The organism is Pseudomonas grimontii (assembly GCF_007858185.1).
Taxonomy (GTDB): Bacteria; Pseudomonadota; Gammaproteobacteria; order Pseudomonadales; family Pseudomonadaceae; genus Aquipseudomonas; species Aquipseudomonas grimontii.
This window is the reverse complement of the sequence record NZ_VFES01000013.1, coordinates 100,221-113,650: the sequence shown is the minus strand read 5'-3', so window position 1 is coordinate 113,650 and position 13,430 is coordinate 100,221. Positions and strand designations below refer to the sequence as shown.

Annotated in this window: 13 protein-coding genes and 1 pseudogene; 3 read left to right on the top strand and 11 right to left on the bottom strand. The window is 61.9% G+C overall.

What is annotated here, in order from left to right:
* Positions 1 to 137 precede the first annotated feature (137 nt).
* Positions 138 to 905 (top strand): transcriptional regulator GlcC, encoded by a 768-nt coding sequence (gene glcC / locus FIV39_RS20435; protein WP_090404630.1) that lies wholly within the window; start codon positions 138 to 140, stop codon positions 903 to 905.
* Positions 906 to 930: 25 nt separating this feature from the next.
* On the opposite strand, the gene FIV39_RS20430 is transcribed toward glcC, so the two are convergent.
* The 11 genes and pseudogenes from FIV39_RS20430 to urtA form a co-directional block, all read right to left on the bottom strand.
* The gene (locus FIV39_RS20430) at positions 931 to 1,809 is read right to left on the bottom strand and encodes an urease accessory protein UreD (RefSeq protein WP_090404627.1); all 879 of its coding nucleotides are present in this window, start codon (positions 1,807 to 1,809) and stop codon (positions 931 to 933) included.
* Positions 1,806 to 2,459, bottom strand: coding sequence for an urease accessory protein UreG (ureG, locus tag FIV39_RS20425; RefSeq protein WP_090404625.1), 654 nt, complete (start codon positions 2,457 to 2,459; stop codon positions 1,806 to 1,808). The genes FIV39_RS20430 and ureG overlap by 4 nt, the downstream gene beginning before the upstream one ends.
* 26 nt (positions 2,460 to 2,485) lie before the next feature.
* Positions 2,486 to 4,199 (bottom strand): annotated as a pseudogene (gene ureC / locus FIV39_RS20420) (urease subunit alpha).
* Between the two features lie 3 nt (positions 4,200 to 4,202).
* Complete coding sequence (locus FIV39_RS20415; RefSeq protein ID WP_090404622.1) at positions 4,203 to 4,898, bottom strand: urease subunit beta; 696 nt, start codon at positions 4,896 to 4,898, stop codon at positions 4,203 to 4,205.
* Between the two features lie 45 nt (positions 4,899 to 4,943).
* Positions 4,944 to 5,699: an urease accessory protein UreF gene (locus FIV39_RS20410; protein WP_090404619.1), complete on the bottom strand. Its 756-nt coding sequence runs from the start codon at positions 5,697 to 5,699 to the stop codon at positions 4,944 to 4,946.
* The gene (gene ureE, locus FIV39_RS20405) at positions 5,696 to 6,136 is read right to left on the bottom strand and encodes an urease accessory protein UreE (RefSeq protein WP_090404616.1); all 441 of its coding nucleotides are present in this window, start codon (positions 6,134 to 6,136) and stop codon (positions 5,696 to 5,698) included. Before ureE ends, FIV39_RS20410 begins: the two co-directional genes overlap by 4 nt.
* Before the next feature lie 23 nt (positions 6,137 to 6,159).
* Complete coding sequence (urtE, locus tag FIV39_RS20400; protein ID WP_090404613.1) at positions 6,160 to 6,849, bottom strand: urea ABC transporter ATP-binding subunit UrtE; 690 nt, start codon at positions 6,847 to 6,849, stop codon at positions 6,160 to 6,162.
* Between the two features lie 2 nt (positions 6,850 to 6,851).
* On the bottom strand, positions 6,852 to 7,589 hold the full coding sequence (gene urtD / locus FIV39_RS20395) for an urea ABC transporter ATP-binding protein UrtD (RefSeq protein WP_090404609.1): 738 nt from the start codon (positions 7,587 to 7,589) through the stop codon (positions 6,852 to 6,854).
* Positions 7,586 to 8,734: an urea ABC transporter permease subunit UrtC gene (gene urtC, locus FIV39_RS20390; RefSeq protein WP_090404606.1), complete on the bottom strand. Its 1,149-nt coding sequence runs from the start codon at positions 8,732 to 8,734 to the stop codon at positions 7,586 to 7,588. The genes urtD and urtC overlap by 4 nt, the downstream gene beginning before the upstream one ends.
* A gap of 1 nt (position 8,735) precedes the next feature.
* Entirely contained in the window at positions 8,736 to 9,638 is a 903-nt protein-coding gene (urtB, locus tag FIV39_RS20385) for an urea ABC transporter permease subunit UrtB (RefSeq protein WP_090404603.1), read from the bottom strand.
* A 79-nt stretch (positions 9,639 to 9,717) separates the two neighbouring features.
* Positions 9,718 to 10,899, bottom strand: coding sequence for an urea ABC transporter substrate-binding protein (urtA, locus tag FIV39_RS20380; protein ID WP_090404600.1), 1,182 nt, complete (start codon positions 10,897 to 10,899; stop codon positions 9,718 to 9,720).
* A 653-nt stretch (positions 10,900 to 11,552) separates the two neighbouring features.
* Between urtA and FIV39_RS20375 the strand changes: the two genes are divergently transcribed.
* Both FIV39_RS20375 and FIV39_RS20370 read left to right on the top strand, forming a co-directional pair.
* A complete protein-coding gene (locus FIV39_RS20375; protein ID WP_090404597.1) occupies positions 11,553 to 12,701 on the top strand; it encodes a transporter substrate-binding domain-containing protein in 1,149 nt (382 codons plus the stop codon).
* Entirely contained in the window at positions 12,698 to 13,330 is a 633-nt protein-coding gene (locus FIV39_RS20370) for an ANTAR domain-containing response regulator (RefSeq protein WP_090404594.1), read from the top strand. Before FIV39_RS20375 ends, FIV39_RS20370 begins: the two co-directional genes overlap by 4 nt.
* Positions 13,331 to 13,430: the final 100 nt, after the last annotated feature.

Here is a 13,430-nt window from a genome sequence, read left to right as displayed (position 1 = left end):
GGTGGGCTGGTCGAACCAGTTGTTTGATCGTTGTTTTGTTATTTTTTTAAAAAAGAACAGCAAAAACAGTGAATTAGTCTCGTGTTTTAACGGTAGTGAGTCGGGCACGGAAGCTGGTCATACCAGTTGGAGATTGCATGGACAACACAGGAACGGGCCGTAGCCTGCAAGTCGCCGACGTGGTCTGTGAGCGCATCGAGCGGCTGATCGTCGACGGCGTGCTCAAGACCGGGCAACTGTTGCCTTCGGAGCGGCGCTTGACGGAAAAACTCGGCGTTTCGCGTACCGCCCTTCGCGAGGGACTCAAGGTGTTGCGCGCTCGCGGGATTATCAACACCGAGCAAGGCAAGGGTTCATTCGTCGCCGACCTGTCGGGGCCGGGCTTGGCGTCACCGCTGCTGCACCTGTTCAGCTCGCAGCCGCGAACGCTCTACGATTTATTCGAGGTGCGCAGCCTGCTCGAGGGCGAATCCGCCCGCCTGGCGGCCCTGCGTGGCACCGACGCCGATTTTGTCCTGATCACTCGCGCTTATGAGGCATTGCTCGGTGCCAATGGTCATTCATTGGAGGCGTCCGAACATGCGCGGCTCGATCATGCGTTCCACCTGGCGATCTGCGAGGCTTCGCACAACCCGGTGCTGGTGCAGACCTTGCGCTCGCTGACGGACTTGCTGCTCAACACCGTCTTCGCCTCGGTCAACAACCTCTATCACCGTGAACCGCAGAAGCGCCAGATCGACCGCCAACACGCCCGGCTGTATAACGCCGTGACCGGGCGCCTGCCAGAGCAGGCGCGCAAGGCGGCTATCGCGCACATCCAGAGCATCTGCGAAAACCTCAGGGAAATTGAAAGCGAAGAGCAACGGCTGGTTCGGTCCACGTTGCGACTGGAGGGGTGGGTGTGATCCGGATCAAAGTTGCAATCAGCGCTCATTTGCGACGCATACGCGGTGCCACGCCGGTCAGATGCTTACGCACACACGCCCAGGCTTTATGAAGGCTGCTGCGCAGTGACACGGCATCAAGGGTCATGATGCGTAATGAAATCCCGCAATCGTTGGGCAATGCGCTGACACCCAGGTAGCAGTCGGGGTGAGTGGGCAGGGCATTGCGCAAGGCGGTTTTCAGCGCTTCGACAGGCAAACCCTGACCCACGAGCATAAATGTCGCCAGGGTCTGGAAGGCATGGCTGACGCCCGGTAATTGCCGCAGCAGGTCTTGGCCGTTCAGCGCCAGGCGATCACCAGCGAGTAACCGGCCTGCCGGGCAGCGCACTTCCAGGTCGGCGCGGTAGACATCGAAGAGGCCGGCACTGTCTTGAGGGGTGTGCAGGCAAAACGCGTCGCACAGCATCACCCTGGCGCCCGGGTGCAGATTCACCCTCACCTGGCTGTGCAGTTTTGCCTGGGGAAACAGGATCGTCGCCATTGGCAGGTATTCCAGTAATGCTCCGCGTTCGGCGGTGAGGCTGACGACCTGGCGTGCCGATTGTTCGAGCATGCTGTGCGCTACCGTCGCCGCGCCAGTGCTGACATGGACTTGAGTGTCCGGCCCGGCATGCAGGTACATCTGCAAATCCTGCCCTGCGAAAATCCCGCCCGAGCACGACTGCACATACACGGCGGCCATGCCTTTCGGGTCGTCCGGCAGCTTCAGGGTGCGGCCCAAATGAAAGGGATAGCCCACGCGTTGCTCGCTGATATAACTGGCGCCGGACGGCGCTTTGCTGAAGGCAATCCGGGCCTGCACCGGCGCCGATGCCTGGGGCGGGGCAAGCAACGGGCGAAGCAGTTCCTGCGGTGCGTTCATGGTCGGTCAAACAACACGGCACGGCTGATGGCGTCGACTACTGCGTCGACCCCGTCGCCCGTCGCGCAGTTGGTGAACAGCACGGGCCGGCCGTTGCGGGCTTCGGCTGATTCGCGACGCATGCGGGGCAGATCCACGCCCACATAGGGCGCCAGATCATATTTGTTGACCACCAGCAGATCGCAGCTCAACACGCCTGGCCCTCGTTTGCGCGGGATGTCATCGCCGCCGGCAACATCAATCACAAAGATCCAGTAATCCACCAGATCCAACGAGAAGGTCGAGGCCAGGTTATCGCCGCCGGACTCAATCAGGATCAGGTCCAGGTTCTCGAATCGCGTTTCCAGTTCGTCGGCCATTTGCAGGTTCAGTGTCGGGTCTTCACGGATCGCCGTGTGCGGGCAGGCGCCGGTTTCCACCGCGAGCACCCGTAGTGGATCGATCAGGCCGCTGCGCTGCACCCGTTCGGCGTCCTCGCGGGTTGCCAGGTCGTTGGTGATGATCGCCAGTTCGGTGCCGCGCGCGATGAAGCGCGGAATCAGTTGCTCCAGCAGGCGTGTCTTGCCCGAACCGACCGGGCCGCCGATCCCGACGCGCGCGGCGCCGGGGTGGGCTTGCGGCTGGGGTATGGCATTGAGTGCAGTGCTCATTATCAGGTTCCTTTTATAGGCGGTGATCAGCGCAGCATGTAGCGCTGGGCCAAGGGCACTTCGCTGACCGGCTCGCAGGTCAGGCGCTCACCGTCGGCGTACACATCGAAGGTCTGGGGGTCGACGCGAATGTGCGGGCAGGCGTCGTTGTGCAGCATGTCGGACTTGCGCAGCGTGCGGGTGCCGAAGGCCGGCAACAGGGCTTTTTTCAGGCCCAGTTTCTCGGCGGTATTGGCCTCCAGCGCAAGGCGGTTGACGAAATTCACCGACAACGCCTGTTTGGCCTCACCAAAAGGCGCCCCATTGCGGGCGCATGACCAGGGGTTCGCAGGTGTACAGCGAGGCTGCCGAGTCGCCCATCACGCCGTGCACGATAAAGCCGCCCTTGACCACCAGCTCCGGCTTGATGCCAAAAAAGGCCGGGCGCCACAGCACCAGGTCGGCGATCTTGCCCGGCTCCAGCGAGCCGATGTAACTGTCGATGCCGAACACCCGCGCCGCATTGATCGTGTACTTGGCGATGTAACGCTTGATGCGTTCGTTGTCGCCCAATCGGGTTGTTTCCTCCGGTAGACGGCCGCGTTGGTCTTTCATCTTCGAGGCCAGTTGCCAGGTGCGGCAGATCACCTCGTTGATGCGCCCCATGCCCTGGCTGTCGGAGCCGAGGATCGAAATCGCCCCGGTGTCGTGCAGGATGTCTTCGGCGGCGATGGTCTGCGGACGCACTCTGGACTCCGCGAACGCCACGTCTTCCGGCACGTCCGGATTGAGGTGATGGCAGACCATGATCATGTCCAGGTGTTCGTCGAAGGTGTTGACGGTGTACGGATTGGTCGGGTTGGTCGAGGAGGGGATGCAGTTGGCTTTTCCCGCCACGCTGATGATGTCCGGGGCGTGGCCGCCGCCTGCGCCTTCGGTGTGGTACATGTGGATTGTGCGGTCGCCGATGGCGGCCAGGGTGTCTTCGAGAAAACCCGATTCATTCAGGGTGTCGGTGTGCAACTGCACCTGAAAGTCGTATTCATCGGCCACCTTGAGGCAGGTATCGATCACGGCGGGCATCGCGCCCCAGTCCTCGTGGATCTTCAATCCCAGGCAGCCACCGCGCAGTTGGCCGAGCAGCGATTCCGGCTTGCTGGAATTGCCCCTGCCGAGAAAGCCGAAATTGATTGGCCAGGCTTCAGAGGCTTGCAGCATCTTGCCGACGTTCCATTCGCCGCCGCAGTCGATCCCCACGGTAATCGGCCCGAGCGAGCCACCGATCAGCGTCGTCAGGCCCGCCGCCAGCGCGTGGTCGCAGAGTTGCGCGGAGTCGAAATGCACGTGCACGTCGATCCCGCCGGGCGTGACGATCAGGCCTTCCGCGTCGCGCACGGTGGTTGCGACGCCGCAGATCAGCTGCGCATGAACACCGTCCATGACCTGCGGATTGCCGGCCTTGCCGATGGCCACGATCTTGCCGTCCTTGATGCCGATGTCGCCTTTGACGATGCCGATCACCGGGTCGATGATCAGCGCGTTGCAGATCAGCATGTCCAGCGCGCCGTCTGCGCTGTCATGCCCCGGCATCAGGCCCATGCCGTCGCGCAGGGTCTTGCCGCCGCCGTGCAGGCACTCATCGCCGGGCACCGCGTGGTCGAATTCCACCTCGGCCAGCAACGAAGTATCCCCCAGGCGCACGGCGTCGCCGATGGTGGGGCCGTACATCGCGGCGTATTCCTTGCGGGTCATCGTTGCCATGGGTCACGCCCCCTTGAACTGTTGCGCGCGTGCTCGATCGAGCGCGATGGCTTTGCAGGCCGGATCGTGCAGGTTGCCATTGGTCAAACCGCTGAAACCGTGGATGTCCCCCGTGCCGCCGAATTGCACCAGCTGCACTTCGCGCAGCTCCCCCGGTTCAAAACGCACGGCAGTGCCGGCGGGAATGTCCAGGTGCATGCCGAAGGCGGCGGCGCGGGGGAAATCCAGCGCCTTGTTGACTTCGAAAAAGTGGTAGTGACTGCCGATTTGCACCGGCCGGTCGCCGGTATTGATGGCCCGTACGGTGGTCGTGGGGCGACCGCTGTTGAGCTGTATATCGCCCTCGGGCGAGATGATTTCGCCAGGTGTCGGCATGACGGCCAACGGCAGCTGGCCGGGTCGAATCGGCTGATGCACGGTGACCAGTTTGGTGCCATCGGGGAACGTACCTTCCACCTGCAGCACCGGCAGCAGCTCGGCGACGCCGGGCATGACATCGTCAGTGTTGAGGAGCGTCGAGCCGAAACCGATCAACTCGGCCACGCTGCGCCCCTCACGGGCGCCTTCGAGTATTTCATCGGCAATCAGCGCCGAGGCTTCCGGAAAGTTCAGGCGCAGCCCTTTGGCGCGGCGTTTGCGCGAGAGTTCGGCGGCGCTGTACAGCGTCAGCCGCTCAAGTTCGGTGGGCGTCAGCAGCATGTTCAAGCTCCTGTGTCGGCAGCAGGCGTGTTCGTGCCCGTCACCTTAATTGGCGAAAAGACGGAGGTCCTGGGTTTCGTGACGCATCACGGCGATCTCGGCCATGGGCGTGAAGCCGCTGGCGTCCTCGAGAGCGAGCGGGGCCTGAGCCAGCAGTTGCAGGAGCAAGGGCTGGATGTCAGTGAGCACCCGCTGCGCGTCCACATGCCCCATTACACCCAGGCGCACAGCGGCGCTGACCAGTCCGGTGCATAACCCATGGGCGGCGGCGAGTTGGCAGTGCTCGAGTTGCATGCCGAGTTGTTTCCACAGCAGCCCTTGCAGCACCGGCAAATGCCCCGGCGTTGCTCGGGCGAGCACGTGTTGCTGGTAAGCGGCAGCGCCGGGTGTACCGAGCGCGACATGCACGCCGAGCAACGATTGCCCTACGCGACGTGAGCCTTGGCGCAGTTCCTCTGCCAGGGTCAGGGCCTCGATCTGGCTGTCCAGGTCCATCAGCGCGGCGAGGTCAGCCGCTGCATGCCAGGCGGCGCACAAAAACACCCGGTCAAAACTGTTCCAGCGATGGCGCAATTGACCTTCGACGAAGGCTCGCACCTGAACGCTGCGATCATTCGGCAGGCCGCGCTGACGGCGCCTGGCGGGGACGGGGTCGGTCATCGCGGCGCTTTGCCCCAGGCGTGCATCGGCCACCAGCGTTTCCAGGCCCCATGACCAGGCAACCGCACCACCAGGGAAAAAACTGTCGGCCTGTTGCAGCGCCAGCAGGCTGCTGCGCAACTCGGCCGGTGCGGCGTTCATAGGCGCTGCACCCGGCCGTCCGCGAGCATCGGCGCCAGACGTTCGAGGTAATCGGCCTCAGGGCCATTCAGCGGGATCCGTAGCGTAGTGCCTGCAAAGCGCACGGCCCAGTGCATGTTGCCGGCGAAATACCCCAGCTCCAGCGCGGCGGCAGCGTCCCGCGGTTGCAGGTCGAGAACGTGCACGTCCTGCATGTGCACGACGATGGCGCGCTGGCCGTCGAGCATCAGCACCGAGCCGTTACGCAGTTGCTGATGGCGCTGCAGCCGAATCGCACAGTCGGTGCCGCGATCACTGGCCAGGCGCAGGCGATGACGCTGAATGTCGCTGGCCGACAGGCTGAGGGTTTCGACCTGGCCGGCGTGGCTGAGGTCATGCAAACGGTCGGCGAGGGCAGGGTCGCTGGCCTGGCCGAGAATGCGGTCGAGGATCAACATGGTGTGTGCTCCCAGGTCCGGTTTCAGATGGTCAGGTAGCGCAGGATGCGCTCACGGTCGACGGTTTCGCGGACCTCGCTGTGCACGAACTCGCCTTTCTCGATGATCAGGTAACGGTCGGCCACCGCCATCGCAAACGACAGCACCTGTTCGGAGACGATCAGCGAAAACCCGCGTTCTTTTTTCAGCAGGTTCAGGGCCCGGGCGATGTCCTTGATGATCGACGGCTGAATGCCCTCGGTCGGCTCATCCAGGATCAGCACTTTGGGGTTGGAGACCAGCGCGCGGGCAATCGCCAGCTGTTGTTGCTGGCCGCCGGAGAGGTTGCCGCCCTTGCGTCGACGCATTTCGAACAGCACCGGAAAGTACTCGTAGATGTAGTCGGGAATCGGCGCGGCGGGGGCGCCTTGCATGCCCGTGAGGATGTTTTCCTCCACCGTCAGGTACGGAAAAATCATCCGCCCCTGCGGCACAAAGCCCACCCCGGCGGCGACCCGCTCATAGCTCTTGCTGGCGGTGAGTTCCCGGCCCGCCAGCGTGATGCTGCCGCTACGCGCCGGCAGCATGCCCACCAGGCTTCTGAGCAGGGTGGTCTTGCCCATGCCGTTGCGACCCATGATCGCCAGGGATTCGGCCGGTGCGAGGGTCAGGTCGAGGTTGCGCAGCACGTGGCTGTCGCCGTAATACACGTTCAGGTTATTGACGCTCAGCATGCTCAGTGCCCCAGGTAGACGTCGATGACGCGAGGATCGTTTTGCACCTGATCCATCGAGCCGTAGGCCAGGGTCTTGCCCTGGTGCAGGACGGTGACTTTGTCAGCCACTGACTTCACGAACTCCATGTCGTGCTCGATGATCACCATGGCGCGGCCCTTGGCGATGCGCTTGAGCAGGCCGGCGGTCTTTTCCCGCTCGCCTGCACTCATGCCGGCCACCGGCTCGTCCAGCAGTAACAGTTCCGGGCGCTGCATCAGCAGCATGCCGATCTCCAGCCACTGCTTTTGCCCGTGGGACAACAGCCCGGCTTTGCGCCCCAGTTGGTCCTGCAGGAAAATCATCTCGGCGGTCTGCTCGATTTCTGCTTGCAGGGCCGGGTCTTTACGGGCGAACAGGCAGTTGAAAATGCCGCGTTTGCCCGGCGATGAGATGTCGAGGTTCTCGCGCACGGTGAGGTCTTCATACACCGAAGGGTTCTGGAACTTGCGCCCAACGCCCGCGCGGGTGATCTGGTACTCGATCATGTTGGCCAGTTGCAGGTCCTTGAAACGGATGCTGCCGGCGCTCGGGCGGGTTTTGCCGCAGATCATGTCAAGCAGGGTGGTCTTGCCCGCGCCGTTAGGACCGATCACCACGTGCACCTGGTTTTCTTCGACATAGAAATTAAGGCTGTCCACTGCCTTGAATCCGTCGAACGACACCGTGAGGTCTTCGACACTCAGCAACATCCCGCTCATGACTGCACCTCCTGTTTGTTGTGGCCAAGGCGTTGCAGCAAGCCGGCCAGCCCGGTCGGCAAGAACAGCACCACGCCCATGAACAGGAAACCGATGAAGTACTGCCAGAAGTTGACGAAATTTTCCGACAGGTAGGTTTTGGCCACGCCAATCAACAACGTGCCGTACACCGCACCGACCAGCGACAGACGCCCGCCGAGGGCTGCGTAAATGACGATTTCGGTCGAGGGGATGATGCCCACCAGCGACGGCGACGCGAGGCCGACCTGCAGGGTGAACATCACCCCGCCGAGCGCCGAGATCAGCGCCGCCACGGCAAAGATGAACGCTTTGAACAGCGCCGTGTTGTAGCCGGAAAACCGTACGCGGTCCTCACGGTCACGGATCGCCACCACCACCTTGCCCAGCCGGCTGCGCAGGATGAACCCGCACAACGCCACGCAGCCCAGCAGCAACAGGGTGGTGATCAGGTACAGAATCCAGGGCGTTTGAGGCGTTTGCAGGCTCAGGCCAAAGGCGCTCTTGAAGTCGGTCAGGCCGTTGACACCGCCGGTGTAGCCTTGCTGGCCGATGATCATGATCGACATGATCGCCGCCAACGACAGGGTGATGATCGAGAAGTACACACCGCCCACGCGCTTCTTGAAATACGCGTAGCTGAACACAAACGCGAGCAATGCCGGGAGGATGAGGATCGCCGCAAAGGTGAATGTCGCCGACTCGAAAGGCTTCCACCACCAGGGCAGCGCGTCGACGCTGTTCCAGATCATGAAGTCCGGCAACGCCGAGCCGTAGAAGGCGGCGAGTGCACTCGCGGCTTCGTCGTTGGCCGTGGCTTCAAGTTTCAGGTACATCGCCATCATGTAGCTGCCAAGGCCAAAGAAGATGCCCTGGCCCAGGCTGAGTATCCCGCCGTACCCCCAGATCATCACCATGCCCACGGCGCAGAACGCCAGGCTCAGGTATTTGCCGGCCAGGCCCAGGCGAAAGTCGCCCAGGCTCAGGGGCAATATCACCAGCAACAGCAGCGACAGCCAGATCAGGCTGTGGCGTTCGAGCAACGGCAGCAACCCGCCGCGCAGCCGGCGGGTGGTCGGCGTCGAGGTGTTGGAGCGAGTGGGGGGCGTCTCAGTCATGTCGTTCATCTCAGCGTCTCACTTTCGCGGCGAACAAGCCGTTGGGGCGGAAGAACAGCAGCACGATCACCACCAGCAGCGTGATGGCTTTGGCCATGGAACCGGTGGTGAGGTATTCCAGCGAAATCTGCGTCTGGCCGATGGCGAAGGCCGACAGGAAGGTGCCCAGCAAACTCTCCACCCCGCCAAACACCACGACGATGAAGGTGTCGACCAGGTACTGCTGGCCGCTCACCGGGCCGGTCGAGGCCAGCATGGTGAACGAGCTACCAGCGATCCCGGCCAGCCCGCAGCCCAGGGCAAACGTGACCGCATCGACACGGGCGGTGTTAATGCCGGCCGCCCCGGCCATGGCGCGGTTCTGGGTGACCGCGCGAATGCGCAAACCCCAGCGGCTGCGGTACAAAAACACAAACACGGCTCCGGCGATCACCAGTGTCAGGCCGATGATGAAAATCCGATTGAGCGGCAGTTCCAGGCCTTCGCTGATCTTCCACGCGCCTTGCAGCCATTGCACCGTGGGCACGCTGACTTCCTTGGGGCCGAAGACCTGGCGAAACACCTGCTGCAGCACCAGCGACAGGCCCCAGGTCGCCAGGAGCGTGTCGAGCGGGCGGTTGTACATGAAGCGAATAAAGCAGCGCTCGAGCAGGAAACCAAACGCGAAGGTCACGACGAAGGCCACGCCGATGCCGATCACGAAATACCAGCCCATGTAGTCGGGGAAGTAGCGCGCAAACACCACGGACGTGACGTAGGTCATGTACGACCCCATCGCCATCAACTCGCCGTGGGCCATGTTGATTACGCCCATCAGGCCAAACACGATGGTCAGCCCCAGGGCCATCAGCACCAACACCGAGAACAGCGAGAACCCGCTGAAGACCTGCATCACCAAAATATCGAAAGTCATTGCGTCGCTACCTGTCGCTGCACGTTGGCGGACCGCGTGGGCGGGAGAGGGCGCGAGTCAGATCGCGCCCGACCCTGCATCACAGTTTCGGGAAAGGGTTGGGTTCGATGGGCGCGGACTCGTAGATCACGTCAACCTGGCCCTGGGCGTTGAGGGTGCCGATGCGCGCGCGCTTCCACAGGTGGTGGTTGTCCTTGTGGACTTTGACCTCGCCTTCCGGCGCGTCGAGGGTCAGCTCCGAGGACGCGGCGATCACGGCCGGGACGTCAAAACTGCCGGCTTTTTCCACGGCTTTCTTCCACAGGTACACGGCGGTGTAGGCAGCAGCCATCGGGTCGCCGACCACGCGCTTCTCGCCATAGCGGGCCTTGAAGGCGGCGACGAATTTCTCGTTGACCGGGTTTTTCAGGCTCTGGAAGTAGCTCATGCAGGTGAGAAATCCGGTGAGGTTTTCGGCGCCGATGCCGGTGACTTCTTCCTCGGTGACGGCCAGCGCCATCAGCGTCTGGTTGCTGCTGTCGATGCCGGCGGCCTTGAGCTGTTTGTAGAACGCCACGTTTGAGCCACCGACGATGGTCGACAGCACGATGTCGGGCTTGGCGGCCTTGATTTTGTTGATCACCGAGGAGAACTCGATATTGCCCAGGGGCAAGTAATCCTCACCCACGATGGACCCACCCTGCTTGGTCACCGACGCTCGCGCCAGCTTGTTGGTGGTGCGTGGCCAGATGTAGTCCGAGCCCACCAGGTAGACGGTCTTGCCTTTGTTGGCCATCAACCAGCTGACGGCTGCCAGGGTTTGCTGCGAGGCTTCGGCGCCGGTGTAGATGATGGCCGGGGATTTTTCCAGGCCTTCATAGAACGTCGGGTAATACAGCAACGCCTTGTTGCGTTCGAACACCGGCAACACGGCTTTACGCGACGCCGAGGTGAAGGCGCCGAACGTGGCGACGACGTGATCGTTTTCCAACAGCTTGCGCGCCTTTTCGGCGAAGGTCGGCCAATCGCTGGCACCGTCCTCGACGATCGGATCGATGGTCTTGCCGAGCACGCCACCGCTGGCGTTGATTTCGTCGATGGCGAGTTTTTCCGCATCCACCACCGAGGCCTCACTGATGGCCATGGTGCCGGTCAGCGAGTGGATGATGCCGACCTTCACGGTCTCTGCTGCCTGCACCTGGCTGACCAGGGAAAACGGCAACAGGCTGAAGGCGCCCAGCAACAGGGCATGCTTGATCAAACGGCGTTTGTCGTTGTGCATTCACTTCTCTCCAGGAATAAAAAAAGCCCGACATCCCGGCTAAACCAATAGTCGGGAAATCAGGCTTCTTGTGCCGAATCTGGCGGGACAGCTGTGTCCGATCCAGTCGTACGCGAGGTGCTTCCCTACTTGCCAAGGGGGCGTAGGGCAAACAGCTGGCGCGATGTCTCAGGAGAGTTATAGCAAGGGCAGTGCCAATTGCGACCAGGGCGTTTTCCGGGCAGTTGAAGGGGCGTGCGAGTGACGCCTGCATCTATTGCCGTGTGTCGCTGGCCTGCGCTGCTTTGGCGCGAATGCAGGATAAATGCACCAATACCGTGAGCGTGTGAGGGGCATGGGTTGGCTCCAAGGCAAGGATTGAAACCGGCCGGCGCCACGCGTGCAGTTGCCCATTGCGTGTGGCCCACTATCTGCATGAGCGACAGGCAACACCCTCGCAGGGTCCCTTGTCACACGCCCATCCTCGGCAGGTGTGGAAGGCCCCTCGCATGACTGGCCCTGACAGTGTTGTCGCGCCAGCCCCAGGCACAACCCGCCTGAGAGCAGCCGTTGCGTTACACGGCGTCTCGCTCAATCATTTTTTGCGCAGGCCTCCAGACCCCCATCCCTCCACGAGCGGGTGTCTTTTCTCACGTTGAACAAGGTTTATAGGCATGGTTGACCAGTCGATCCGCATAGGCGGTCTGTTTTCCGATACCGGTGTCACGGCGGCTGCCGAGGGCTCGACGATGCGCGGCGCGCAGTTCGCAATTGCGCAGATCAATGCGGCAGGCGGGGTCGATGGTCGCCCGCTGCAGTTGATTACCCGCAACCCCGATTCAACGCCTGCGCTGTACGCCATGCACATCGAATCGCTGATCCGCGAAGAACACCTGCGGTTTTTCTTTGGTTGCTACACCTCGGCTGCACGCAAGGCGGCACTGCCGATTGTCGAGCGCTACGACGCGCTGTTGCTGTACCCGGTGTATTACGAAGGTTTCGAGTACTCGCGCAATATCATCTACACCGGCGCCACACCGAATCACAATGCCTTGCCGCTGGGCAATTACATGCTCGACAACTTTGGCAATCGCGTGTTGATGATCGGTTCCGAATATGTCTACCCGTACGAAACCAATCGCTTGATGAGCGACCTGTTGTACGAGCGTGGCGGCACCAAGCTGGGCGAGTATTACCTGCCGCTGAAAAACGCGCGTCCGGAAGATTTTGCCAAGCTGATGGTCAAGGCCAGGGAGCTCAAGCCCTCGTTTATTTTCTCGACGGTCGTCGGCGAAACCATGGGGCATTTGTACCAGGCTTACGCCGACGCGGGCTTTGACCCGTCGGTGATGCCGATTGCCAGCCTGACGACCAGTGAAACCGACATTCAGCAAATGGGGGTTCACCTGGGCGCAGGGCATATTTCGGCGGCTACGTATTTTCAGTCGGTGGACACGCCGACCAACCGCCAATGCATCGCCCAATACCGCGAGCTGTTTGGTCAACACCAGGTCACTGACCGTTGCTGGGAGGCGGCGTACTTTCAGGTGCATTTGCTGGCCAAGGCGATCGTTCGAGCCGGCAGCACGCAAGTGGAGGATGTGCTGCAAGCCATGCGCGGGCTGGAATTCGAAGCGCCACAAGGACGCATTCGGGTCGATGCCAACAATCACCACACGTACCTGTTTTCGCGGATTGGCCGGGCCAACGTCGAGGGCCAATTCGACATCCTTTACGAGAGCCAGACGGCACTCAAGCCTGACCCTTATGCCATTGCACCCAATTTCAATGAGTGGTCCGGCTCGGTGGGGAGACGTCCATGACCTTGCGCGCCGCCAAGAAACGCCTGCGCAACGACAGCGCGACAGGCATCAAGGACCTGCGCGACGTCAGCGTATTGGTGATGCACCCGGATGACGAGGATGGACGCAACCTGATCGAGCAGTTGCAGCGCATCGGTTGCCAGGTGCGTGTGCAATGGCCGATTCCGGAGCGCTTGAGCGCCGAGGCTGACGTGATCGTGTTGGCGGTGTCGCCGGAAAGCCTGTCGACCAACACGCCATGGCTGTTGCATGCGAGCACGCCGCCGATCATTCCGGTGATTGCCTATGAGAACCCGATCATCGTCGAGGCATTGGTGCAGTTGAACGCTTGCTCTGTCATTCCTTCGCCCGTGAAGTCGTTCGGGTTGCTGACCGCTTTGGCGATCACGCTGAGTCAGTCACGCAAGGCCCGCGAACGGGAACGGCACGTCAAGCGCCTGGAAGGGCGCATGGCGGTCATGCGCACCGTGCAGCAGGCGAAAATAATCCTTATCGAAACCAAGGGCATGTCGGAGACCGATGCCTACAACGCCTTGCGAGATCAAGCCATGGCCAAGCGCGAACCGGTGGAAAAAATTGCCGAGGCGCTGGTCAAGGCCCATGAGTTGTTCCGACAAGCCTGTTCCTGAACAGCCTTTGAGCATCAAGCTTGTGAGGGCTTGATCCTCTTCTGCGTGGACGTTTGCCATACGCCTCACTTGGCAGGTATGGATCACCGCGTGGCGACCG

What these genes read in the sequence shown, in the direction of transcription:
- glcC (WP_090404630.1), top strand. Translation starts at nt 138, where the DNA reads ATGGACAACACAGGAACGGGCCGTAGCCTGCAAGTCGCCGACGTGGTC.
- FIV39_RS20430 (WP_090404627.1), bottom strand. Translation starts at nt 1,809, where the DNA reads ATGAACGCACCGCAGGAACTGCTTCGCCCGTTGCTTGCCCCGCCCCAG.
- ureG (WP_090404625.1), bottom strand. Translation starts at nt 2,459, where the DNA reads ATGAGCACTGCACTCAATGCCATACCCCAGCCGCAAGCCCACCCCGGC.
- FIV39_RS20415 (WP_090404622.1), bottom strand. Translation starts at nt 4,898, where the DNA reads ATGCTGCTGACGCCCACCGAACTTGAGCGGCTGACGCTGTACAGCGCC.
- FIV39_RS20410 (WP_090404619.1), bottom strand. Translation starts at nt 5,699, where the DNA reads ATGAACGCCGCACCGGCCGAGTTGCGCAGCAGCCTGCTGGCGCTGCAA.
- ureE (WP_090404616.1), bottom strand. Translation starts at nt 6,136, where the DNA reads ATGTTGATCCTCGACCGCATTCTCGGCCAGGCCAGCGACCCTGCCCTC.
- urtE (WP_090404613.1), bottom strand. Translation starts at nt 6,849, where the DNA reads ATGCTGAGCGTCAATAACCTGAACGTGTATTACGGCGACAGCCACGTG.
- urtD (WP_090404609.1), bottom strand. Translation starts at nt 7,589, where the DNA reads ATGAGCGGGATGTTGCTGAGTGTCGAAGACCTCACGGTGTCGTTCGAC.
- urtC (WP_090404606.1), bottom strand. Translation starts at nt 8,734, where the DNA reads ATGAACGACATGACTGAGACGCCCCCCACTCGCTCCAACACCTCGACG.
- urtB (WP_090404603.1), bottom strand. Translation starts at nt 9,638, where the DNA reads ATGACTTTCGATATTTTGGTGATGCAGGTCTTCAGCGGGTTCTCGCTG.
- urtA (WP_090404600.1), bottom strand. Translation starts at nt 10,899, where the DNA reads ATGCACAACGACAAACGCCGTTTGATCAAGCATGCCCTGTTGCTGGGC.
- FIV39_RS20375 (WP_090404597.1), top strand. Translation starts at nt 11,553, where the DNA reads ATGGTTGACCAGTCGATCCGCATAGGCGGTCTGTTTTCCGATACCGGT.
- FIV39_RS20370 (WP_090404594.1), top strand. Translation starts at nt 12,698, where the DNA reads ATGACCTTGCGCGCCGCCAAGAAACGCCTGCGCAACGACAGCGCGACA.